The 21494-nt window shown below is 70.3% G+C and carries 19 protein-coding genes; 14 read left to right on the top strand and 5 right to left on the bottom strand.

The window, feature by feature from the left end:
- Window positions 1-55 precede the first annotated feature (55 nt).
- Together ABZW11_RS39260 and ABZW11_RS39255 are read right to left on the bottom strand one after the other, a co-directional pair.
- A complete protein-coding gene (locus tag ABZW11_RS39260; protein ID WP_355429162.1) occupies window positions 56-724 on the bottom strand; it encodes a response regulator transcription factor in 669 nt (222 codons plus the stop codon).
- Window positions 721-1755, bottom strand: coding sequence for a histidine kinase (locus ABZW11_RS39255; protein ID WP_355429159.1), 1035 nt, complete (start codon window positions 1753-1755; stop codon window positions 721-723). Before ABZW11_RS39255 ends, ABZW11_RS39260 begins: the two co-directional genes overlap by 4 nt.
- Before the next feature lie 111 nt (window positions 1756-1866).
- Here ABZW11_RS39255 and ABZW11_RS39250 point away from each other — a divergent pair, with 111 nt between their 5' ends.
- Entirely contained in the window at window positions 1867-2487 is a 621-nt protein-coding gene (locus ABZW11_RS39250; RefSeq protein ID WP_355429157.1) for a hypothetical protein, read from the top strand.
- A 468-nt stretch (window positions 2488-2955) separates the two neighbouring features.
- Here ABZW11_RS39250 and ABZW11_RS39245 read toward each other — a convergent pair whose 3' ends face one another.
- From ABZW11_RS39245 to ABZW11_RS39235, 3 genes are all read right to left on the bottom strand, one after another.
- Window positions 2956-3327 carry a hypothetical protein gene (locus tag ABZW11_RS39245; RefSeq protein WP_355429154.1) on the bottom strand — a complete coding sequence of 124 codons (372 nt, stop codon included), beginning with the start codon at window positions 3325-3327 and terminating at the stop codon, window positions 2956-2958.
- Between the two features lie 375 nt (window positions 3328-3702).
- The gene (locus ABZW11_RS39240; protein ID WP_355429151.1) at window positions 3703-4074 is read right to left on the bottom strand and encodes a beta/gamma crystallin domain-containing protein; all 372 of its coding nucleotides are present in this window, start codon (window positions 4072-4074) and stop codon (window positions 3703-3705) included.
- Between the two features lie 164 nt (window positions 4075-4238).
- Window positions 4239-4937, bottom strand: a complete 699-nt coding sequence (locus ABZW11_RS39235) for an SDR family NAD(P)-dependent oxidoreductase (protein WP_355429148.1) — start codon at window positions 4935-4937, stop codon at window positions 4239-4241.
- Between the two features lie 245 nt (window positions 4938-5182).
- On the opposite strand from ABZW11_RS39235, the gene ABZW11_RS39230 reads away from it, so the two are divergent.
- The 13 genes from ABZW11_RS39230 to ABZW11_RS39170 all read left to right on the top strand — a co-directional run bounded on the left by ABZW11_RS39230 (window position 5183) and on the right by ABZW11_RS39170 (window position 21483).
- Window positions 5183-6112, top strand: coding sequence for a helix-turn-helix transcriptional regulator (locus ABZW11_RS39230; protein ID WP_355429145.1), 930 nt, complete (start codon window positions 5183-5185; stop codon window positions 6110-6112).
- A gap of 790 nt (window positions 6113-6902) precedes the next feature.
- Window positions 6903-8981 carry an alpha-amylase family protein gene (locus ABZW11_RS39225; protein WP_355429142.1) on the top strand — a complete coding sequence of 693 codons (2079 nt, stop codon included), beginning with the start codon at window positions 6903-6905 and terminating at the stop codon, window positions 8979-8981.
- On the top strand, window positions 8978-10861 hold the full coding sequence (locus ABZW11_RS39220) for an alpha-amylase family protein (protein WP_355429139.1): 1884 nt from the start codon (window positions 8978-8980) through the stop codon (window positions 10859-10861). Before ABZW11_RS39225 ends, ABZW11_RS39220 begins: the two co-directional genes overlap by 4 nt.
- A gap of 86 nt (window positions 10862-10947) precedes the next feature.
- Window positions 10948-12237 carry an ABC transporter substrate-binding protein gene (locus ABZW11_RS39215; protein WP_355429136.1) on the top strand — a complete coding sequence of 430 codons (1290 nt, stop codon included), beginning with the start codon at window positions 10948-10950 and terminating at the stop codon, window positions 12235-12237.
- Window positions 12238-12245: 8 nt separating this feature from the next.
- Window positions 12246-13130 (top strand): sugar ABC transporter permease, encoded by an 885-nt coding sequence (locus ABZW11_RS39210; RefSeq protein WP_355429133.1) that lies wholly within the window; start codon window positions 12246-12248, stop codon window positions 13128-13130.
- Window positions 13130-14017 (top strand): carbohydrate ABC transporter permease, encoded by an 888-nt coding sequence (locus tag ABZW11_RS39205; protein WP_355429130.1) that lies wholly within the window; start codon window positions 13130-13132, stop codon window positions 14015-14017. Before ABZW11_RS39210 ends, ABZW11_RS39205 begins: the two co-directional genes overlap by 1 nt.
- Complete coding sequence (locus ABZW11_RS39200) at window positions 14014-14940, top strand: D-2-hydroxyacid dehydrogenase (protein WP_355429127.1); 927 nt, start codon at window positions 14014-14016, stop codon at window positions 14938-14940. Before ABZW11_RS39205 ends, ABZW11_RS39200 begins: the two co-directional genes overlap by 4 nt.
- A gap of 50 nt (window positions 14941-14990) precedes the next feature.
- Window positions 14991-15713 (top strand): GntR family transcriptional regulator, encoded by a 723-nt coding sequence (locus ABZW11_RS39195; protein WP_106249426.1) that lies wholly within the window; start codon window positions 14991-14993, stop codon window positions 15711-15713.
- The gene (locus ABZW11_RS39190; protein ID WP_355429123.1) at window positions 15710-16519 is read left to right on the top strand and encodes a TIM barrel protein; all 810 of its coding nucleotides are present in this window, start codon (window positions 15710-15712) and stop codon (window positions 16517-16519) included. Before ABZW11_RS39195 ends, ABZW11_RS39190 begins: the two co-directional genes overlap by 4 nt.
- Window positions 16520-16598: 79 nt before the next feature.
- On the top strand, window positions 16599-17477 hold the full coding sequence (locus ABZW11_RS39185; protein WP_355429120.1) for a 2-hydroxy-3-oxopropionate reductase: 879 nt from the start codon (window positions 16599-16601) through the stop codon (window positions 17475-17477).
- 515 nt (window positions 17478-17992) lie between these two features.
- Complete coding sequence (locus ABZW11_RS39180; RefSeq protein ID WP_355429117.1) at window positions 17993-18277, top strand: hypothetical protein; 285 nt, start codon at window positions 17993-17995, stop codon at window positions 18275-18277.
- 648 nt (window positions 18278-18925) lie between these two features.
- Window positions 18926-20626 carry a discoidin domain-containing protein gene (locus ABZW11_RS39175; RefSeq protein WP_355429114.1) on the top strand — a complete coding sequence of 567 codons (1701 nt, stop codon included), beginning with the start codon at window positions 18926-18928 and terminating at the stop codon, window positions 20624-20626.
- A 20-nt stretch (window positions 20627-20646) separates the two neighbouring features.
- Window positions 20647-21483 (top strand): DUF1996 domain-containing protein, encoded by an 837-nt coding sequence (locus ABZW11_RS39170; RefSeq protein WP_355429111.1) that lies wholly within the window; start codon window positions 20647-20649, stop codon window positions 21481-21483.
- The last annotated feature ends 11 nt before the right edge of the window (window positions 21484-21494 follow it).

The raw sequence follows: 21494 nt of genomic DNA, 5'->3' as shown, positions 1-21494 counted from the left end.
GCCCCCAACGAAGTCGTCCGCAACACTCAACCCGGTCGACGACGTGGCTGCCGTGCTATGACCACCCGCCCGCCTCAGGGATCCCCCTTTGGGCACCGGCGAAGACCAGGCCGAGTTCGTAGGCCAGGACGGCCGCCTGGGTGCGGTCGCGGGCGCCGAGCTTGCCCAGGACATTGCCGACGTGCGTTTTGACCGTCTCCCTGGTGACGTGCAGGGCGGCCGCGATTTCCGCGTTGTTCTGCCCGAGCGCGATGTGCCGCAGGACGTCCAGTTCGCGAGGGGTCAGCTCGACCGGCACGCGAGGCGTGGCCGTACCGACGTGCGGGGAGGCGATGCGGCGCAGCGCGTCGGGGAAGAGCAGCGCGTCGCGTGAGTGCACCAGTCGAATGGCCTCCACCAGTTCGTCGGCGGGCGCGCGTTTGAGCACGTAGCCCGCGGCGCCGGCGCGCAGGGCGCCCCAGACCAGCTGGTCGTTCTCGAACGTGGTGACCACGATGACGCGCGTCGCCGGGGAGCGGCGGACGAGCTCCTGGGTCGCGGCCAGGCCGTCCATGCGGGGCATGCGGATGTCCATCAGCACGACGTCCGCGCCAGTGCCCGCGTCGACGGCTTCACGGCCGTCGCCCGCCTCGCCCACCACCGCGATGTCGTCGTGCAGGGACAGCATGGTCGTCCAGCCCGAACGGATCAGCTTCTCGTCGTCAGCCAGAACGACCCGGATCACAGCGGCAGCCTCGCCTGAACGCGCCACGTCCCGCCCGCCTCCTCCCAGGTACACGTGCCGCCGGCCAGGCGGGCCCGCATGCGCATGCCGGTCAAACCGCGCCCCTGTCCGCCGGGGCTGCCCGCGACCGCGTTGTCCACCGTCAGCACCAGGTCGGCGCCGACGGCGACGTTCAGCGTGACCGGGCCGCGCCCGTGACGCAGGGCGTTGGTGAGCGCCTCCCGCGCGAGGGCGAAGGCCGTGTGTGAAGCTGCGGCCGGAACCTTGTCGAGGTGTTCGACAATGTTCATGTGCACGTCGAGGCCGCGGGTGAGGGTGTGGAGAGCCTCCAGGGTGGGGGTCTCGGCGGTGACGTCGTCGTCGAGCACGCTCAACAGCACGTCCAGGTCCTGCTGAGCGTGGCGGGCGGTAGCCGTGAGGTGCTCCAGCGACTGTACGGCGAGGGCAGGCTTGGTCCGCTGCAACGCCGCCTGGGCGGCCATGGCCTGCACAAGGACGACGCTGAGGGCGTGGCCGACGGAGTCGTGCAGTTCAAGGGCGAGGCTCTGGCGGCGGCCGAGTTCGTCGATGACACGTGATGGCTCGGTACGCAGCAGCCGGCGCGCCGCCCAGCGCTGACCGAGTCCCGCGGCGACCATCGCGGTCAGTACGATGGCGGCGATCAAGAGCACTTCTGCAGGCTCGCCGAGCCCCGCCCGCGCCAGTTCAGGCAGCGACACCAGGCCGGGGGTCAACGCCAACAGGCCCGCGCTCAGCGTCCCACCCCCGTACAGGTGCAGGCTGGTCAGCACCACCAGGTAGAGGCGGTCGGCCTGTTTGGGCACCTCGACATCGAGCAGTTCCGACAACGCGGCCGCCTCCAGACGTCGCATCAGGGGCGTCAGGGCGAGCAGCACGGAGGCGGGCAGGCAGGCCGCCCATAATGCCAGCACGCGTTCCGGCGTCCACTCGGTCAGGATGGGCAGGCCGAGCACTACGGCGACCGGAGTCAGCAGCGCGGCGCCCAGCAGTTGGTAGATTCCGGCCCGCACGGCTCGAACAATGTGGTGCTTCACGACGATCGACGTTAGCCGATGGCCCGTCCGGCGCACTCCCTCGCCAGGGGGAGGCGGCCGGGTCCGATCATTCCTAGCGTGTTCGGCATGACGAGAACTGATCGGATCCTCGGCACGCCGCTGCCGGCCGCGATGAACGCCGCAACAGCCGAATCGACCACGAACGCGCCGGTGGCCACGGGACGAGTGCGTAACGCGTGGAGGGCCGCCCATGCCCCGGTGGCCGGGGTGCCCCGATGGGCTCGGATCGCCGCCTACGCCATCCCATTCACCGTGCTGCCGTCCGGCCTCTGGCGGCTGCCGTTCGCGTTCGGCGATGGGCTGCCGCTCGGCGAGCGGGCCTACATCGTCCTGCTGTCTGTCGTGTCGGAGCTGGCGGCGTTCGCGGCCGTCGGACTGGTCGCCGCCTGGGGCGAGCGCTTCCCGCGCTGGGTTCCTGGGCTGGGTGGCCGCAGAGTGCCGACGTCGGTCGCCGTCATCCCCGCCGGTCTCGGCGCCATGGTTTTGACGATCTTGTGGACAGCCGCCGTCGTTACCGAGCTCTTCGGGGTGAACCTGCGAGGCGAGCCGACTCCCGCCAACTTCCCCACCCAAGCAGGCGGCTGGGAGGCGGCGATCTACTACCTTTGCTACCTCCCGCTGCTGCTGTGGGGACCCCTGCTTGCCGCCGTCACCTACGCCTACTACCGGCGCCGCCGGAACAGCTGACCCGATCGGCACGGCGCAGGCGCACATCTGTTCCCGTCGCTCAAGATGGTGATCCAGGAAGCCTCTGAGTCATTTCCACGCCGGTGTTGGAGATCTGCCAGGAGCGAGGGGCTCGGCCGCCGGCGTGCCGGTCCAGGACGTTCAGGAACTCCTCGGGCACGCCTCCCCGGTCACCACCCAGCGCTATGATCGCGGCTGGCCGGGCATGCCGCCTACCGGCTCGCCGGCCTGCTCACCCCCGTCCGAGGACGGGCCTGCCGCCGATGAGGCCGGGTTCGCCCGGCCTGACGTTGCCGCCCAGGTTGCGCCTCGCCCCGGGAGCAACGCCGGCCGGGCAACCACGTGGTCCTCGACCTGAGCGAAGTACCGCTGCTGGGCCAGGCCGGCCTGCGCGTGCTGCGACACCACTGAGACATCCCAGGAGCTTAGGCGTCAAGCTGCGAGCTTCCCGAGATCCTGGGATGTCTCTCAGGCGCCTGCCGACGCCGCCACGTGCTCGGCATACACCTCAGGCGGGCTGGCCACATACACCATCTCGGTGTCCTCCTCGGCCCACGAGGCGTTCGACGTGCCGCCGGGGAGGTAGATCGCCTCTCCGGGGCCGGCGGTCAAGGTCTCACCGCCAGCGGTGCGCACGGTGTAGGAGCCCTTGGTCACAATGAGCACCTCGTCGTAGGGGAAGGAGATGTCCATCGACTCTCCCTTGTCGAGGCGGGCGAACCCCACGGTCATTTTCGCGTCGGGCCGGGAGGCCGCGTCGATGAGGTCGTTGACGTAAATCCGGTGGTCGCCGACGGCGGTCCAGGAGCCGTCAGCGGTGGTGATCTTCTGTACGTTCATGGCTTCGACGGTAGAACCTCAAGTCAGCTTGAGATCAAGTCACCGCCTATCGCTCAGCTCAGTGATCCGAGTCTGAATCTTGGAGATCTTAAGCACCGACGCACCGAGAGCGATGCCCTGCTCTCACCGTCTTGCCGTCGCCCCTCCAGGCCTCCCACGTCTGGCGGGCCGCCGCCGAAGCGCTCCTTGCCCGCATCGACGATGCCCTCTGAGGGGTCGGCAGACGCACCCCGACTGACTTCCGAGAATGTCAGTGGCGGCGACGCGAGCTCGCGACCTCAATGTGGGGGCCCGGCTTTCCCGGGGCTGTGCCCCGGGGCCTTGCCGGCCGGAGCGGCGATCGGGCAGGACCGCCGCCCCGATATCGCCGGCAGTTCAGAGGATCCTGATCCCCTGGATGCGGACCCCACCGGGATGGTTCGGCCAGGTGAACACGGTCCACTTCGGGATCGGCTGAGCCGGCTGCCATCTTCCGTCCCCGTACCACTGGACGCGGTTGTTACCGGTAGAGATCCGGGTGACCCACCAGATGTTCAGGTCGTACCTGTCCTCTCCGGCGTTGGCGTAACAGTAGTCGACTGACGAGCTGATGTTTGAGTGGATTGTGGCGCGTACGAGGTCGGTCCGGTCGCCGCACGGGACCTCATTGATCGCGTACGCCGCCGTCGGGAGGGCGACGGCAAGTGAGGCCGTCACCGCGACGGACGCCAGAGCGGCCAGGGCCGCGCGTTTGGTGATGCATTTCATGGACTTCTCCTTTGCAGGTGATATTCATGCGGTGGAAATGGAGCCGGACTATCCGCAGACTCGACCAGGAGATCTCTGGCCGCCTGCCGGGGTGGCTGTCTCGCTTCCGATAGGAACACCACGGCTCACGACCGGCTGCGATGCCACAGGGTGTCGGATCTGCCTCAGACGGGCTGGCCGACCGGCCGGATGGTCAGGGTGCTGAGGTCGACGTCGGCCGGCTGGCCGAGGGCGAAGCAGATGGCCTTGGCGACGGGCTCGGGGGACAGGGCGAAGGGTGGGACGCCGGCCGGCCAGAAGGCGGTGTCGGTCATGCCGGGGTTGACGAGCGTGACGCCGACGCCGCGGCTGGTGGCGTACATCCGCAGGTTCTCGGCCATGCCGGTGACGGCCCACTTGGTGGCGGAGTAGAGGTTGGCGGGGCTGTTCTTCAGGCCGGCGACGCTGCCGATGAGCACCAGCCGCCCGCCCGTGGTCTCGAGGTGAGGCAGGGCGGCGTTGGCCAGCAGGGCGGGGCCGAGGACGTTGGTGAGGACCATGGGCGCCCACAGTTCCGGGTCGCCGTCGGCGATGGTGCGCGGGTGGTCGGCCGGGATGAAGCCGGCGTTGGCCACCGCGGCGTGCAGGGCGCCGAAGTGTGCCACGGTCTGGGTCACGGCGGCCTGGGTGGCCGGCCAGTCGGCGGCGTCGGCGATGATGCCGAGCAGGCGGTCGGAGTGGCCGGTCTCGTCGAGGAAGGACTTGAGTTTGGTCTCGTCGCGGCCGGTGACGGCCACGCGGTGGCCGCGGTCGAGGAGCAGCCGTGCGGTGTGGGCGCCGATGCCGCTGGTCGCGCCGGTGATCAGTACGGTCTTGCCCGTCATGGTCACTCCCGGGTTCTGGAGGTCCTGGTGGTGCGTGACAGCAGGGCGTCGACGGTGATGGGCGGCCCGATCACCACTGCAAAAGCTGGCCGGACAGGGTCCATCTCCGTGTCGCAGGTCGCGTTCGATTCGCTGATCCCAGGGAACCCGCCTGGCCGGGCGCGAGACAGAGCGCATTTATAGGGGGATAAGCTCAACCCCCTTACCGTCGGCGCCTGCGCGGACCCTGCGGTTACCGTGGGAGCATGGACGACCGGTCCGACAACCGCGACCAGATCCGGGATTTCCTCACCATCCGGCGCGCGAAGCTCACTCCGGAGCAGGTCGGGCTGCCCACCGGCGGTCGGCGCCGGGTCCCCGGGCTGCGCCGCGAGGAGGTCGCGGTGCTGGCCGGTGTGAGCACCGAGTGGTACACCCGGCTGGAGAAGGGCCACATCAACGGCGTATCGGAAGAGGTACTCGACGCGGTCGCCCAGGCCCTTCGCCTGGACCAGGACGAACGCACCTACTTGTTCGACCTGGCCCAGGCCGCCCGGCCCGCCCGCCGCGCACCTTCGCGCCGCAAGGACGTCCAGGTCCCGCCGCGCGTCCAGTGGCTGCTGGACTCCATGACGATATCGGCGGCGTTCGTACGCAACGGCCGCCAGGACATCGTCGCCCATAATGCGCTGGCTCGGGCCCTGCTCGCGCCGGTCTTCGACAGCCCTGCCACCACACGTCACGGCCGCGCCAACCTCGCCCGCTACATCTTCCTCGACCCGGGCTCCCAGCGGTTCTTCGTCGACTGGGACGCGGCCACCGCCGTCAGCGCCGCGCTGCTGCGCGCCGAGGCCGGACGCGAGCCCCACGACCGGGCGCTACGCGACCTCGTCGGCGAGCTGTCCACGCTCAGCACCGCGTTTCGCGGCCAGTGGGCCGCCCACGACGTGCGCATCCGCCACGCCGGCGGCAAGCGGCTGTGGCACCCGCAGGTCGGCGACCTGGAGCTGACCTACCAGTCCCTTGACCTGCCCATCTCCAGCCGGACAGTGTACGACCTCACCATCTACACCGCGGAGCCGGGCAGCACCTCCGAAGAGCGGTTCAAGCTCCTGACCAGCCTGGCAGCCACCCAGCCGGCACACCCCACCAGCCAGCCGCGGCCACGGCGCGGCCGGGCACCGCGCGAGTTGTAGCGACGCGCTTCGGAAACGCGCCTTGGGGCCGGATGTGATGAGGCCCCTGTCCGTGTCTGCGGAGAGCATGGTCCGGGGTGCGCTGAAAGCGGTCGGGGTGGTGCATCGGGAGAGTTTCACGCTGGCCACGTTCGATCCTGAGACCGGTCAGCGGAGCGGTTCGGTCGATGCGCACGAGGTCGCGGCGGAAGTGGTCAAGCGGCTCCGACCTGCTCACCCGCCGGCCCGCTCCCGGCCCCACCGAGACGGGCCCGCCCCCCGGCAGCAGACGCCGGGCACGGTGCTCCGCCTCGATCACCAGCTGATCGAGGCGGAGCACGTGGGCGGGATCGTCGTCGGGCTCTGCGTACAGCAGGCACATGCCCTCCGGGCTGAACTGAGCGAGGTCAACGAGTTCGCCGGCGATGACGGGCTTCCGTCGACACCTGGTCGTCCGCCGGCGGCACCATCACTGAGCCAAGCGAGTCGGGTGAGATGGCCTTGCCGGATTGGCCGGGCGAACGCGCTCGCTACTAAGGCGGACGTGAGCTGCGGGTGAGAAGCCGCGCCGTGCTCTATGACCCCAGCGGTGCAGACCCAGAGGCCTCGCGCGCCGTCGGGGATGGCATCGGCGGCGCTCGGCTTGTGAGGGCCGCCGCCCTTGGCTCCCTTTGCTGGTGCGCAGGCGCTCGAAGCCGTCGAATCGGTACATGTCGCCCGCGCGTCACACCTTCCCCCTTGTACGTCTTGCATTCTTGTATGACAATATTCCGCGTCTAACAAGTGAGCTTGACGAGAGGTGCGCTGCCGCATGCGAACACCCGACTGGCCCCTGACGGCGACCCGCTGGACGCAACTGACGCTGGCCGAGGACGACCCGGCGCACCTCGACGTCGACTTCTGGACCTCGGTCATGCGGGACAGCAGGTCGAACGCGGTCTGCGTCAGCGCGGGCGGCTACATCGCCTACTACCCGACCCGCATCCCGTACCACCACCGCAGCACCTTCATGGGCGACACCGACCCGTTCGGCGCGCTCGTGGAGGCGGCCAGGGGGCTCGGCATGCACGTCATGGCCAGGGTGGACCCCCACGCCGTGCACGCCGACGCGGCCACGGCCCATCCCGAGTGGCTGGCGTGCGACCAGGAGGGGGCGCCGATCGAGCACTGGTCACATCCCGGCATCTGGCTGACCTGCGCCTTCACCGGCTACCACCGCGAGTTCGTCACCGAGGTGGCCAGGGAGATCGTGCGCGAGTACGACGTGGACGCGATCTTCGCCAACCGGTGGGAGGGCTACTACGGCATCTCCTACAGCGAGGCCGCGCGGCGCTCGTTCCGCGACGACACGGGGTTCGAGCTGCCGAAGCGCGAGCACGACACGACCGACCCGGCCTGGACCGCGTACGTGGCCTGGCGACGGCGCCGGCTCAGCGAGCTGATCTCCATCTGGGACGCGGCGGTCAAGGACCTGCGGCCGCACGCCCGCTTCATCCCCAACCTGGGCGCCTTCGCCGCCCGCGACCTGGAGCCCGAGCTGGTCAAGCGGGTCTACCCGCTGTTCGTGGTGGACAAGCAGGGACGCTCGGGCATCGAGGCGCCGTGGGCGGCCGGCCGGGTGGCCAAGCGCAGCAGAGGCCTGTTCCCCGACCGGCCGGTCGGGCTCATCACCTCGGTCGGGCCCGAGTACCACCAGCACCGGTGGAAGGACTCGGTGGCCCCGCCGGAGGAGGTCCGGACGTGGATCGTGGACGGGTTCGCGCAAGGCGCGTTCCCCTGGTTCACCAAGTTCAACGCCACCGTCTCCGACCCGCGCTGGGTGCCGGCCGTGGTGGACGCGTTCGGGCTGCACGCGAAGCTGGAGCCGGTGCTGGCGCCGATGCCGGTCACGGCCGAGGTGGCGCTGGTCGACCCGAGCAGGGCGGGCCGGATCAGGAGCGGGGCGGCGCACTCCTTCCCCGACGAGGACGGCTTCTACCAGGCCCTGGTCGAGGCGCGGATCCCGTTCGACCTGCTGGCCGACCAGGTGCTGTCGGCCGAGCGGCTGCGGCCGTACAAGGTGCTGGTGCTGGCCAACGCCGAGCAGCTCAGCGACGAGCAGTGCGCGGCCGTCCGCGACTACGTGGCCGCCGGCGGCGGCCTGGTCGCCGCGCACCAGTCCTCCCTGTACGACGAGCACGGCGAGCCCCGGGCGAACTTCGGCCTGGCCGACGTCTTCGGCGCGGACCTGGTCAGCCCGCTCAGAGGCCCGATCAAGAACAACTACATCGCCCTGACCGGCGAGCACCCGGTCAGCGGCGGCTTCGGCCCGGCCAGGCGGATCATCGGCGGCACCCGGCTGCTCGGCGTCGAGGCCAGGCCGGGCACGCAGGTGCCGTTCCGGTTCGTGCCGGACTTTCCCGATCTGCCGATGGAGGAGCTGTACGCCAGGAAGGACCCCGACGCCCCGGCCGTGATCACCAGGGAAGGGCCGGGCCGGGTGGTCTACATCCCGTTCGACCTCGGGGCGATCTTCTGGGAGACGCTCCAGGCCGATCACGGCCGGCTGATCGCCAACGCGGTGCGCTGGGCGCTCGGCGGCGAGCCCGAGGCCACCGTACGCGGGCCTGGGCTGGTCGACCTGGCCGTGCGCCGCGACGAGCACAGTCTCGCGGTCACCGTGGTCAACCTGACCAACCCGATGGCGATGCGCGGCGCGATCAGGGAGACCATCCCGCTGCCGCCGCAGACGGTCTCCGTCGCGCTGCCGCCGGACGCGGCGGGGGCCACGGCCCGGCTGCTGGTGGACGGGAGCGAGGTCCCCGTCGCCGTCCGCGACGGCCGGGCCGAGGTGGAGCTGACCGGTGCCGGGCTCATCGAGGTCGTGCACCTGACCTGGGAGCCGAGGTGAGCCGGGTCTGGTGGCGCGAGCCGTTCCGGATGTTCCAGACCAACCTCCGCGAGGTGGACGCCGGGCTGGACGTCGAGCGGGTGCTGGACCGGCTGGAGGAGTTCGGCGCGAACGCCTGGCTGATCAGCGTCGGCGGCATCCTGTCGAACTATCCGACCGGCCTGGACTTCCAGACGCGCAACCCGCACCTGGCCGGGCGCCCGTCCGGCGACCTGATCGGCGACGCGGTGGCGGCGGCCCGGCGCAGGGGCGTGCGCGTGCTGGCCAGGATGGACTTCTCCAAGATCGACCACCCGCGGGCCGAGCGGCATCCCGAGTGGTGCTTCGTCTCGCCCGCCGGCGAGCGGCAGGTCTACAACGGCCTCACCAGCGTGTGCCCGAGCGGCGACTACTACCAGGTCAAGCTGTTCGAGGTGATCGGGGAGGTGCTCGACCGCTACGAGATCGACGGCTTCTTCCTCAACTGGATGTCGTTCAACGAAGTGGACTACAGCCGCAGATACTGGGGTGTCTGCCACTGCCTGGCCTGCGCCCGCCGCTACGACGGTGAGCTGCCGGAACGGGCGGACGCCCGGTGGCGCGCGTTCACGCGTGCGACGCTGGACGACCTGCACGCCAGGATCCGGGCCGAGATCGCCGGGCGCAGGCCCGAGGCGGCGCTCATCCTGGGCGAGCACGCCGACATCGTCTTCCACGAGGCGAACAACGCCGTCGGCCGGCCCCTCTGGCACCACCGGACCAGCGAGCACGTCAGCGCGGCCAAGTCGTATCGGCCCGAGGTGCCGGTGCTGGTCAACTCGGTGGGGTTCGTGGACATGCCGTACCGGATGGCGGGGGAGGAGCCTCACCATTTCGCCCAGTATCTGCTGCAGGCGATCTCGCGGGGGGCGATCCCGTCCACGTACATCATGGGGACGCCGGACGACAGCCCGTACGAGTGCCTGGAGATCGCCGGCGAGCTGACCCGGTTCCACCGCGACCGCGCCGAGGTCTACCGGGACCTGGTCTCCGAGGCGCGCACGCTGCTGGTCCGCCCCGAAGGGGAGCGGGCCGAGTTCGAGGGGCTCTACCTGGCGCTGCTGGAGCGGCACGTGCCCTTCGACGTGCTGCCCGAGGAGAAGCTGGCGGCGAGCGACCTGTCCAGGTACGAGCTGGTCGTGCTGCCCGACACCGGCGCGCTGAGCCGTCCCGGCGTGCTGGACGCGTACGCCGAGGCGGGCGGCACCGTGCTGGCGACCGGGTCGAGCGACGCCGGGCTCGCCTGCCTGCCCGTCGCCCGCCGACTGGCCGCGTACACGACGGAGGAGTCCGTCCGCTCGCTGCACCTGCGCGGTGACCGCGGGATGGTGCCGGTGATCGGCGCCTTCCACGTGGTCGAGCCCGCGCCGGGAGCGGAGACGGGCCTGCCCGCGCTCTCCAGGGCCAGGTACGGCCCGCCGGAGAAGTGTCACGGTCATCTGGAGACCGGCCATCCCGGCTGGCTGAGCGCCCCCTACGGCCGGGGGAGGGGCGTGCTGATGCCGTGGACGGTCGGGCGCGGTTACCGGGAGGCCGGGCTGAGCGCCCTTCGCGACCTGTTCGCCGACCGCCTGCCCGCCGGCCTCGCCGTCGGGACGGGGCTGCCCGAGCAAGCGGAGATCGTGCCCGCCCGCGCCGGGAACCTCCGGGTGATCCATCTGCTGAACCGCTCGGGCGACGCCGACCAGCGCTTCCGCCGCCCGCTGCCGATCGCGGAATCGTGGCTCGACCTGCCCTGGCCGGGCGAGTGGGAGGCGCACGCGCTGCGCGCGGACCGCCCCCTGGAGGTGGACGGCGGCCGGGTGCGGCTGCCGGAGATCGGCCTCTTTGAAGTCGTGAAATTGTCAAACAAGTATTCATGACCTATTGACGGTCTCGTTAGACAAATGAACACTGGACCATCACCGGGGTAGCCGGTCCCCTGTGAGAACGACGGGAGAACAACGTGATGAGCGGACTAGATCGGCGGGGGTTTCTGAAGCTGGCGGCGGCCGGGGCACTGGGGGCCGGCCTGACGGCGTGCGGCGCCGGCGACTCGGGCGGCGGTGACGGCGCCACGCTGCGCTACGCGTGGTGGGGCAACAACGTCCGGCAGCAGAACTACACGAAGGCACTCAAGGAGTTCATGGCCAAGAACCCGGGCATCCAGGTCGAACCGGAGTTCGCCGACTACACCGCCTTCCAGGAGCGCATGACCACCCAGATGGCCGCCCGCGACGTGGCCGACATCTTCTGGGTCGCCTCGGCGCAGGTCATGACGTACCACAAGAGCAACATCTACCGGCGCCTCGACGAGGTGCCCAGCGTCGACCTGGCCGACTACTCCAAGGAGGAGCTGGAGTCGTTCAAGCTGGGCGGGCAGCTCAACACCATGCCGATCGGCAGCTTCGTCCCCGTCTTGCGTTACAACGAGACGTTCGCCGAGGAGGACGGCGTCAAGCTGCCGCCGGCCGACGCCGACTGGGACGCCTGGTCGGAGTTCCTCATCGACTACTCCAAGGACAACCCGAAGCAGCGCAAGGGCATGCCGTACGAGGCCGACGCCGACATGGTGTTCGAGGCCTGGCTGCGCCAGCGCGGCGAACTGCTCTGGAGCGAGGACGGCAGGCCCGGCTTCACCGCCGACAGCGTCCGGGCCTGGTTCGACTGGTGGGACAAGATGCAGAAGGCCGGCGCGGTGCTGACGCTGAGCGAGCAGGAGGGCATGGGCCCCGACTGGGCCCTGATCGGCAAGAAGGTGCTGGCCAAGGTGGGCAACTCCAACCACATCATCGACGACGCCAAGCTGTTCCCCGACTACTCCTTCAAGCTGCGCAGCGTTCCCGTGGCCAAGGACGCGCAGGCCGGGCACCCGTTCCTCTACTACCCCCGGATGGCCATCTACCAGGGCATCGACGACGACAAGCTGGAGGCCGCCGGCAAGCTCATCAGCTACAACACCAACGACCCCGCGATGATCAAGACCGTCGGCCTCACCATGGGCGCGCCGGTCAACCCCAAGGTCTTCGAGCAGACGCTGGCCGCCGCTCAGGGTGACGACAAGGAGTCGCTCGACGCCGTACAGGTCGTCCGCAAGGCCGAGCGCCGCCCCCGCTTCGAGGCGCCCCCCGGCACCAGCACCTGGCGCACCGCCATGGCCAGGGTCGCCGAGGAGATCTCACTCGGCCGCCTGAGCACCGCCGACGGCGCCCAACGACTGCTCGACGAGATCTCGGCCGGCATCGCCCGCGCCAAGTAGGAACCCCCATGCCGAAGCTCCATCGTCAGGGCGGCGCCGCACACGTCTTCCTGATCCCCTGGTGGCTGGGCCTCGTCCTGGTCACGGCCGTACCTCTGATCGCCTCCCTCTACCTGGCCTTCACCGACTACAACATCCTCAGCTCGCCGAAGTTCAACGGCCTGGAGAACTTCGAGCGCATGTTCCAGGACGACTACTTCTGGGCCGCCGTCCGCGTGACCGCGGTCTACGTCGTCGTCTCCATCCCGCTGCAACTCGGCTTCGCGCTGCTGCTCGCCCTGATCCTCGACCGCGGCCTGCGCGGCCTGGCCTTCTACCGCAGCGCCTTCTACCTGCCCTCGCTGCTCGGCACCAGCGTCGCCGTGGCCATCCTGTGGCGGCAGATCTTCGGCGACAACGGCCTGGTCGACCGGGCGCTGTCACTCTTCGGCCTCGAACTCGGGAGCTGGCTGCAGAACCCCAGCCTCTCGCTGTCCACCCTGATCGTGCTGAACGTCTGGACCTTCGGCTCACCCATGGTGATCTTCCTGGCCGGACTGCGCCAGATCCCCGAGGAGCTGTACGAGGCCGTCAAGGTGGACGGCGCCGGAATCGTGCGCCAGTTCACCGCGGTCACGATCCCCCTGCTCACCCCGATCATCTTCTTCAACCTGATCCTGCAGACGATCGGCGCGTTCCAGACCTTCACCCAGGCCCACGTCGTCAGCGGCGGCACCGGAGGTCCCGCCAACTCGACGCTGTTCTACACGCTCTACATCTATCAGCAGGGATTCACGAACTTCGACATGGGCTACGCCTCCGCGCTGGCCTGGGTGCTGATGGCGGCCATCGGCCTGGTGACCGCCGTGCACTTCGTCCTGTCGAGGTACTGGGTCTTCTACGGAGACGACTGATGACGACCGCGACGACCTCGCTCGACTCCTCGCGCGCCCGCACCACGGCGGTCCTGCGCCGGCGCGGGCGCCGGGACCTGCTCAAGCACCTCGGCCTGGGCGTCTTCGTGCTGCTGATGCTCTATCCGCTGATCTGGATGATCGTCAGCTCGCTCAAGCCCGACCACCTCATCCTGACCGAGCCGGGGCTCATCCCCAGCGAGGTCACCTTCGACAACTTCGTCGCGGGCTGGAACGCGCTCAACCGGCCGTTCAGCGTCTTCTTCCTCAACTCGCTGCTGGTCACCGTCGGCTCGATCATCGGCAACCTGTTCTCCTGCTCCCTGACCGCGTACGCGCTGGCCCGGCTGGAGTTCAGGATGCGCGGGGTCTATCTGGCCATCACGCTGCTGTCGGTGATGCTGCCGATGCACGTGCTGGTGATCCCGCAGTACATCTTCTTCTCACAGCTCGACCTGGTGAACACCTACTATCCGCTGCTCATCCCGAAGTTCCTGGCCACCGACGCGTTCTTCATCTACCTGATGGTCCAGTTCATCAGGACGATCCCGCGTGACCTGGACCGCGCGGCCTGGATCGACGGCTCGGGCCCGTTCCGCACCTTCTGGTACGTGGTCCTCCCGCTGATGCGGCCCGCCCTGGTCACCACCACGATCTTCACCTTCATCTGGACCTGGAACGACTTCTTCGTCCCGCTGATCTATCTCACCTCGCCGAAGATGTTCACGGTGCCGGTGGCGCTGAACTCCATGGTCGACTCCGAGACGCAGGGCGGCGTGGGCATGTTGTTCGCGATGTCGCTGGTGTCGCTGCTGCCGGTGCTCATCTTCTTCGCCATCGCCCAGAAACAGCTCATCCGCGGCATCGCCACCACGGGGCTCAAATGAGAATCATCATCACCGGCGACCACGACGAGCTCGCCCGCCGCCGCATCCGCAGGGCGGCCGGTGCCGCGCACGTCGAGTTCGCCGCCGACCCGGGCGACGGCATCGAGCTGGCCGACGCCGTCGTCGGGAAGGTGCCCGAGCCGCTGCTGGCCAAGGCGGGCCGGCTGCGCTGGGTGCACAGCCCTGCGGCGGGCGTGGACGGCGTCCTGTCCGAGGGGCTGCTGGCGAGCGAGGTCACGCTCACCTCCGCCACCGGCAACGGCGCGATCCCGCTGGCCGAGCACGCGATGCTGCTGCTCCTCATGCTCGACAGGGACGTGCCGCGCTGGCTGCGCGCCCAGTCCGAGCGCCGCTGGGAGCGCTACACGCACGGCGAGCTGGCCGGCAAGACCATCGGCCTGTACGGGCTGGGCCACGCGGGGCTCGACCTGGCCGCCAAGGCGAAGGCGTTCCACATGCGGGTGCTGGGCGTGCGCAGGAAGGACGCCCCCGCGCCCGGCGTGGACGAGCTGCTCGGCCAGGACGAGTTCCCGCGCTTGCTGGCCGAGTCGGACTACGTGGTGGTCACCGCGCCGCTCACCCCCGTCACCGCGGGACGGTTCGGCCGGGCGGAGTTCGCCGCGATGAAGCCCACGGCCTGCTTCGTCTGCGTCTCACGCGGCGGCATCGCCGACGACGACGCCCTGCTGGACGCGCTGCGCCGGGGTGAGATCGCCGGCGCGGGCCTGGACGCACACGGCGTCGAGCCGCTGCCGCCGGCCAGCCCGTTCTGGTCGCTGCCGAACGTCATCGTCACCCCGCACAACGGCGCCACCACCCGCGAGACCGCGGGCCGCGGCCTGGACATCCTGCTGGACAACCTGGGCCGTTTCGTCAGGGGCGAGCCGCTGCGCAACGTCGTCGACAAGGCCGCCGGCTACTGAGGTTCTGAGTATACTTGTCTGACGATTTTGCCTTTTCTGGGAGGAGTTCCATGGACGGTAAGCCCAGCTTTCCTCTCGGACCATCATCACTGACGGAAGCGCTCTACGAGTCGGTCCGCAAACGCATCGTCAACGGCGACATCGCCCCGGGGGAGAAGCTCACCGAGATCCGGATCGCCAACGAGTACAGCGTCGCACGCCCCACCGCGAAGGCCTGCCTCGAACGGCTGACCGCGCTCGGGCTGCTGCGCCGTACCACGCACAAGACCGCCGTCGTCCCCAAGCTGGACGAGGCGGAGATCCGCGACCTCTACTTCAGCCGCGAGACCGTCGAACGGGCGGCGGTCGTGGCGCTGGCCCGCGCCGGCACGGTGCCGCCCGAGGCGGTGCGCGCCCAGGCGGCGATGAGGGCGGCGGCCGGCGACGCCGCCCAGCACGGCTCCGACCAGGGATCCCATGCCGGGGCGTTCGCCACTCAGGTCGAGGCCGACATCGCCTTCCACTCCGCGCTGGTGGCCGCCGTCGGCAGCCGCCGCCTGGCGCGGATGCACGAGGTCATCCTCGGCGAGGTGCACCTGACCATGGGCCAGTTCCAGGCCCACCGCACCACGGACCCGATGAACGTGGCGCACGAGCACGACGACATCCTCAAGGCCATCGGCGACGGCGACCCCGAGCGGGCGCAGCAGTGCCTGGCCCACCATCTCGACCAGGCCCAGGGGCGGCTGCTCGGCCAGCTGCGCCGCGAACGATCGGAAGAGGCCCACGCGTGACCAGGTGGAGCGTCAACTGTTCCCTCCTCTACACGGATCTGCCGCTGCTGGAGCGGCCCGCCGCGGCGGCGGCCGACGGGTTCACCGCCGTCGAGTTCTGGTGGCCGTGGCCGGTGGCGGTGCCGGACGACCGTGAGGTGGACGCGTTCGTCGCCGCGGTCGAGAACGCGGGCGTGCGGCTCACCGGGCTCAACTTCTTCGCCGGCGACATGCCGGGCGGTGACCGCGGCGTCGTGTCGTGGCCGGGCCGCTCGCGCGAGCTGCTCGACAACATCCCCGTGGTCGCCGCGATCGGCGAGCGGCTCGGCTGCCGCGCGTTCAACGCCCTCTACGGCAACCGGATCGACGGCGCCGGCGCCGCCGAGCAGGACGACCTGGCCGCCGAGCTGCTGACCGCCTGCGCCAAGGGCGTCTCGGGCACGGTGCTGCTTGAGCCGGTCAGCGGCGCGCCGCGCTACCCGTTGCTGACGGCCGTCGACGCCGTGGCCGTGCTCGACCGGCTGGCCGACGTGCCCAACCTCGGGCTGCTCGCCGACTTCTACCACCTGGCCGTCAACGGCGACGACGTGGCCGCCGTCATCGACCGGCACGCCGCGCGCATCGCCCACGTGCAGATCGCCGACGCCCCTGGCCGAGGTGCGCCCGGCTCGGGTGAGTTGCCGCTGCGGCAGTGGATCGACGACGTGTACGCCGCCGGATATGACGGATATATCGGCCTGGAATACCGCGCGGAAGGGCCCGGCGCCTTCGCCTGGCTGCCCCGCGAGCAACGCGGCGCCGACCCGGCCCCCGGCACGCGGCCATGAACGCGACCCCGCACACGGCCCGCGACGCCGCCCTGAACGCGACCCGCGACGCCGTACCTGACACGGAAGGATCTTTCACGTGAGCGCCATCGCCTTCATCGGCCTCGGCATCATGGGCTCGCCCATGGCCGTCCACCTGGTCAAGGCCGGGCATGCCGTGGCCGGGTACAACCGGTCGCCGGACAAGGCGAAGCCGCTGGCGGAGGCCGGCGGGCGGGTGGCCGGGTCGGTCGCCGACGCCGTGACGGGCGCCGAGGTCGTCGCGCTCATGGTGCCCGACTCGCCCGACGTCCAGGACGTGCTGACCGGCGACGACGGCGTGTTCGCGCACGCCGCCCCCGGCACGCTGATCATCGACTTCTCCTCCATCCGCCCCGACGTCACCCGCGAGCTGGCCGAGGAGGCGGACCGCAGGGGCCTGCGCTACCTCGACGCCCCCGTCTCCGGCGGCGAGGCCGGCGCCAGGAACGCCGCCCTGTCGATCATGGTCGGCGGCGCGGCCGGCGACTTCGAGGCCGCGCGGCCGATCTTCGAGGCGGTCGGCAAGACCATCGTCCACGTCGGGCCGAGCGGCGCCGGCCAGACGGTCAAGGCCGCCAACCAGCTCATCGTGGCGGCCAACATCGAGGCGCTGGCCGAGGCCGTGGTGTTCCTGCGGGCGTACGGGGTGGACCTGGAGGCCGCGATGGACGTGCTCGGCGGCGGCCTGGCCGGCTCCGCCGTACTGACGCAGAAGCGGGCCAACATGACCGGGCACTCCTTCGAACCCGGCTTCCGCATCGCGCTGCACCACAAGGACATGGGCATCGTCACCTCTGCGGCCCGCGAGGCCGGCGTGGTGCTGCCGCTCGGGGCGCTCGTGGCCCAGCTCGTGGCCTCCGCGAACGCGAGCGGCGACGGCGGGCTCGACCACTCGGCGCTGCTGCGCGGCGTGGAGCGCCTCTCCGGCACCGCGTAGCTGGAACTCCCTGACCCTGGTTCCGCCGACCGTCGCCGCCTCGGTGCCGGTGCTCTCGTCCGCGGCGGCCGGTACGCCGCCGGCCCGGCCGAGCTGCCGCCACCCCTGTCCGCCGCGGCCGCGTACGCGCAGCTCGCCCGGCTCGACGTCGCGGAACCCGGCTCGATGTCCGGCTACAGCCGCGCCCGCTTCCCGCAACTAGCCCATCGTGGCGCGTGGGTAGGACAGGCGGCCGCGGCCGGTGGCCGGGCAGACGTCGGCGGCCGCGGGGGCGGCACCCGGAGGTGGCAGCGCGTCAGTCGGTGACACCGACTATCTGTCGCAGGTCAGAGGGCTCTTACCTTCACGATCTATTGCTGAGAGTAATCAGGCAAATACTTCGAGTGGCAATGGTTCTGGTGGTCGGCGTCTCTGCCGGCAGCCGATGCGGCGCAGACTCCCTGCTCTGCCCTGCCCCGGCGCCACGTCGCGGTGATCGGCGCACCCCGAGCCGCCCCCAAGAAGAGTAGCCTCTCATGCACACCGGCAACTTCACCCGGCTGCTGGCCGCGACGGCCGTCAGCGCGGCCACGCTGGCCCTGACAGCCGCGTCCGCATCGGCGGCCATCCGAGGTGGCGCGCAGGCCGCGCTCCAGGCACAGGTCCAGGGCGTGTGCCTGGACGCGACCAACAGCCGGGCCGACAACACGAACGTCCGGTTGTGGTCGTGTCTGGACCATCCGAACCAGCGGTGGGTCCTCCAGGAAGGCCACATCATCCAGGAAGGCCACATCATCGTCGAGGACTCCCTGAGGCCCTGACCTGAGCAAGCGGTCGGCGCATCCGGCCGCGCACAGCAGGCCGAGCCCGGGTTCGACGCCGCCCGCCTGCGAATGACCGTGCTGCCCGGCCCCTGCCGTCACCGGCCGGGCAGCACGTCATGAGCCGACTTCCTGCGATCGAGCCGGTCCTCCACCCGGTTCGATCTCCGCAGGCTGGAGGGTGACGCCTGGGCGGCCGAGGCCGCCAGGAAAGGTCGCGATGGAGTGACCGCCCCTCCCCGGCACGGTCGTGACGGATGACGCTGCCGAGTCGGCCCCGCCGGGAGGCGGGGGTGAGCTGAGCGCCTGCGGTTCGACGGCGCCATACGTCAGCGGCCTCGCATCGCCTCCATCACCGCCATTCGGATCCCTGGCCCAGTGGTGACTGACACCCCAATCTTCGTCCGACGGTCTGGGAGAGCGCTCCCTGAAGTTGGCGCGTCCGGGGCGGATGAACGGTCAAGCCGAGGCAGTCCGGGACTTTCCTGAGTGGGGCATGTCGTCGGAACATCGCAGGTTGAAGTCGGTATAACGCGCGTCGCGACTTGCTGGGAAGTTAACTCCCACCTTGACAGGAGCCCAGGGCACGAGCACCCTCCTCTCAGGGAGCGCTCCCTCAAATCCTTCCGCCAGTTTGACGGAGACGTTGTGAACCCACTCTTACGCCGTCTCGCGGCGTCCCTCGCCCTCGTCATCACCGTCTCGCCGCTCTCGGCGACGCCCGCTCACGCCGCCGACCCGCTGCTGTCCCAGGGCAGGCCCGTCACCGCCTCCTCCACCGAGAGCGCCGCCGCCTTCCCCGCCTCCGCCGCCGTGGACGGCGACCCCGGCACCCGCTGGTCCAGCGCGTTCTCCGACCCGCAGTGGATCCAGGTGGACCTCGGCTCGACCGCCACCATCAGCCAGGTCGAGCTGAGCTGGGAAACCGCGTACGCCACCGCCTTCCAGGTGCAGGCGTCCACCGACGGCCTCACCTGGAGCACCCTCCATTCCACCGCCGCCGGCGCCGGCGGCAACCAGACCCTCTCCGTGTCCGGCACCGGCCGGTACGTCCGCGTCCACGGCACCCAGCGCGCCACCCCATGGGGTTACAGCCTCTGGGAGTTCAAGGTGTACGGGACCGGGGGCGGCTCGGGCGCCGAGCGGCTGCTGTCGTACGGCAAGCCCGCCGCCGCCTCCAGCTCCCAGCACGACGGGAACTGCTGGGAGTGCACCCCGGCCAGGGCGTTCGACCTCGACCCGGCCAGCAGGTGGGCCACGTCGGCGTGGTCGGACCCGGGCTGGATCCAGGTGGACCTGGGGGCGACCGCCCGGATCAGCAAGGTCGTGCTGCAGTGGGACCCGGCCTACGCCAGGTCGTTCCAGCTCCAGACCTCCCCTGACGCGAGCACCTGGACCACGATCTACAGCACGACCACCGGCACCGGCTTCAAGCAGACGCTGAACGTCACGGGCACCGGCCGGTACGTCCGCATGTACGGCACCCAACGGGCCGGCCCCTATGGCTACAGCCTGTGGGAGTTCCAGGTGTACGGCACCGGCGGCGACCCCACCGACCCGCCTGACCCGCCCAGCGACCCGGCCGACCCGCCGGCCCTGGTGTGGAGCGACGAGTTCAACGGCGCCGCCGGCGCCAAGCCCGACGCCGCCAAGTGGCGCGCCGACCCCGGCACCGGCCCGAACAACGAGCTGGAGTACTACACCGACCACGCCAACGCCGCCATGGACGGCCAGGGCCACCTCGTCATGGAGGCCCGCAAGCAGGCCACCCCGGGCTCCGCCTGCCCGCCCGACCCGCTCACCGGCAGCACCACCTGCCAGTACACCTCCGCCAGGATGAACACCGGGACCAAGTTCCACTTCACCTACGGCCGCGTCGAGGCCCGGATCAAAGTGCCCAAGGGCAACGGGCTCTGGCCGGCGTTCTGGATGATGGGCGCCGACTTCCTGACCGGGCGGCCGTGGCCGTACAACGGCGAGATCGACATCATGGAGGTCCTCGGCAAGGACGTGAAGACGTCCTACTCGACCGTGCACGCGCCCGCGTACAACGGGGGCGGCGGCGTCGGGTCGCCGTACACGCTGCCGGACGGCGCCGACTTCTCCGACGCCTTCCACGTCTGGGCCGCCGACTGGGACAGCAAGGGCATCGTCTACACGCTCGACGGGCGGACGGTGTTCACGATCAGCAAGGACCAGGTGGAGCAGACGCGTGGCCCCTGGATCTTCGACCACCCCTTCTACATCATCCTCAACCTCGCCGTGGGCGGCGACTGGCCGGGGCCGCCGAACGCCGCCACGCCCTTCCCGTCAAGGATGCTCGTCGACTACGTGCGGGTCTACCAGTGACCCGCGTCAAAGGAGCCGCCATGCGGATCTTAGCCCTGCTGTCCCTGCTGCTCGGCACGTTCGTGGTGGCCGCCCCGCGGCCCGCCGCGGCCGAGCCCGTACGGGTGGCGGAGTTCCTCGCCGACTGCCCGTTCAGCCACCGGCTGCCCGACGACCCGATCGTCTTCCCCGGCCTGCCGGGCGCCTCGCACATGCACAGCTTCTTCGGCAGCCGCGTCACCAACGCCCACACCCAGCTCTCCGACCTGCTGAACGGCGCCACCAACTGCAACCCGGCCGTGGACAAGTCGTCGTACTGGGTGCCGACCCTCTACCGGGACGGCGCCCCGGTGGAGCCGGCCATCGTCACGTTCTACTACCTCGGCGAGGGGGTCCGGGACGACATCATCGCCAGGATCCAGCCGCTCCCGCTGGGGCTGCGGATCGTGGCGGGCAACGCCAGGGCGACCGGGCCCGACAGCACGACCATCTCCCGGTGGTCGTGCCTGCACGCCGGGCACGTGGGAGCGTCCAAGGACTTCGTGAACTGCCCGTCGGGCACGATGCTGGAGTCGTACCTGGACTTCCCGCAGTGCTGGAACGGACGGGACCTGGACTCCGCCGACCACAAGAGCCACATGGCCTACCCGGTGGCGGGGGCGTGCCCCAGCACGCACCCGGTGCCGGTGCCGAAGCTGCGGCAGGTCATCCGGTACCCGGTGAGCGGGGACCCGTCGCGCTTCCGGTTGTCGTCGGGCGGCGGGTTCACGATGCACGGCGACTTCTTCAACGCCTGGCCGGTGGCCGAGATGGAGCGGCGGGTGCGTGACTGCATCCGGCCGATCATCAAGTGCGGCGCCGACGGGCGTCCCTCGTAGGCGGTCGTCAG

The sequence above is a fragment of the Nonomuraea sp. NPDC004580 genome (assembly GCF_040609855.1).
Taxonomy (GTDB): domain Bacteria; phylum Actinomycetota; class Actinomycetes; order Streptosporangiales; family Streptosporangiaceae; genus Nonomuraea; species Nonomuraea salmonea.
Note: the sequence above shows the minus strand (reverse complement) of the source record. Positions and strands in the feature narration are given on the sequence as shown.

What these genes read in the sequence shown, in the direction of transcription:
- ABZW11_RS39225 (WP_355429142.1), top strand. Translation starts at nt 6,903, where the DNA reads ATGCGAACACCCGACTGGCCCCTGACGGCGACCCGCTGGACGCAACTG.
- ABZW11_RS39240 (WP_355429151.1), bottom strand. Translation starts at nt 4,074, where the DNA reads ATGAAATGCATCACCAAACGCGCGGCCCTGGCCGCTCTGGCGTCCGTC.
- ABZW11_RS39200 (WP_355429127.1), top strand. Translation starts at nt 14,014, where the DNA reads ATGAGAATCATCATCACCGGCGACCACGACGAGCTCGCCCGCCGCCGC.
- ABZW11_RS39215 (WP_355429136.1), top strand. Translation starts at nt 10,948, where the DNA reads ATGAGCGGACTAGATCGGCGGGGGTTTCTGAAGCTGGCGGCGGCCGGG.
- ABZW11_RS39230 (WP_355429145.1), top strand. Translation starts at nt 5,183, where the DNA reads ATGGACGACCGGTCCGACAACCGCGACCAGATCCGGGATTTCCTCACC.
- ABZW11_RS39235 (WP_355429148.1), bottom strand. Translation starts at nt 4,937, where the DNA reads ATGACGGGCAAGACCGTACTGATCACCGGCGCGACCAGCGGCATCGGC.
- ABZW11_RS39205 (WP_355429130.1), top strand. Translation starts at nt 13,130, where the DNA reads ATGACGACCGCGACGACCTCGCTCGACTCCTCGCGCGCCCGCACCACG.
- ABZW11_RS39195 (WP_106249426.1), top strand. Translation starts at nt 14,991, where the DNA reads ATGGACGGTAAGCCCAGCTTTCCTCTCGGACCATCATCACTGACGGAA.
- ABZW11_RS39170 (WP_355429111.1), top strand. Translation starts at nt 20,647, where the DNA reads ATGCGGATCTTAGCCCTGCTGTCCCTGCTGCTCGGCACGTTCGTGGTG.
- ABZW11_RS39210 (WP_355429133.1), top strand. Translation starts at nt 12,246, where the DNA reads ATGCCGAAGCTCCATCGTCAGGGCGGCGCCGCACACGTCTTCCTGATC.
- ABZW11_RS39250 (WP_355429157.1), top strand. Translation starts at nt 1,867, where the DNA reads ATGACGAGAACTGATCGGATCCTCGGCACGCCGCTGCCGGCCGCGATG.
- ABZW11_RS39245 (WP_355429154.1), bottom strand. Translation starts at nt 3,327, where the DNA reads ATGAACGTACAGAAGATCACCACCGCTGACGGCTCCTGGACCGCCGTC.
- ABZW11_RS39180 (WP_355429117.1), top strand. Translation starts at nt 17,993, where the DNA reads ATGCACACCGGCAACTTCACCCGGCTGCTGGCCGCGACGGCCGTCAGC.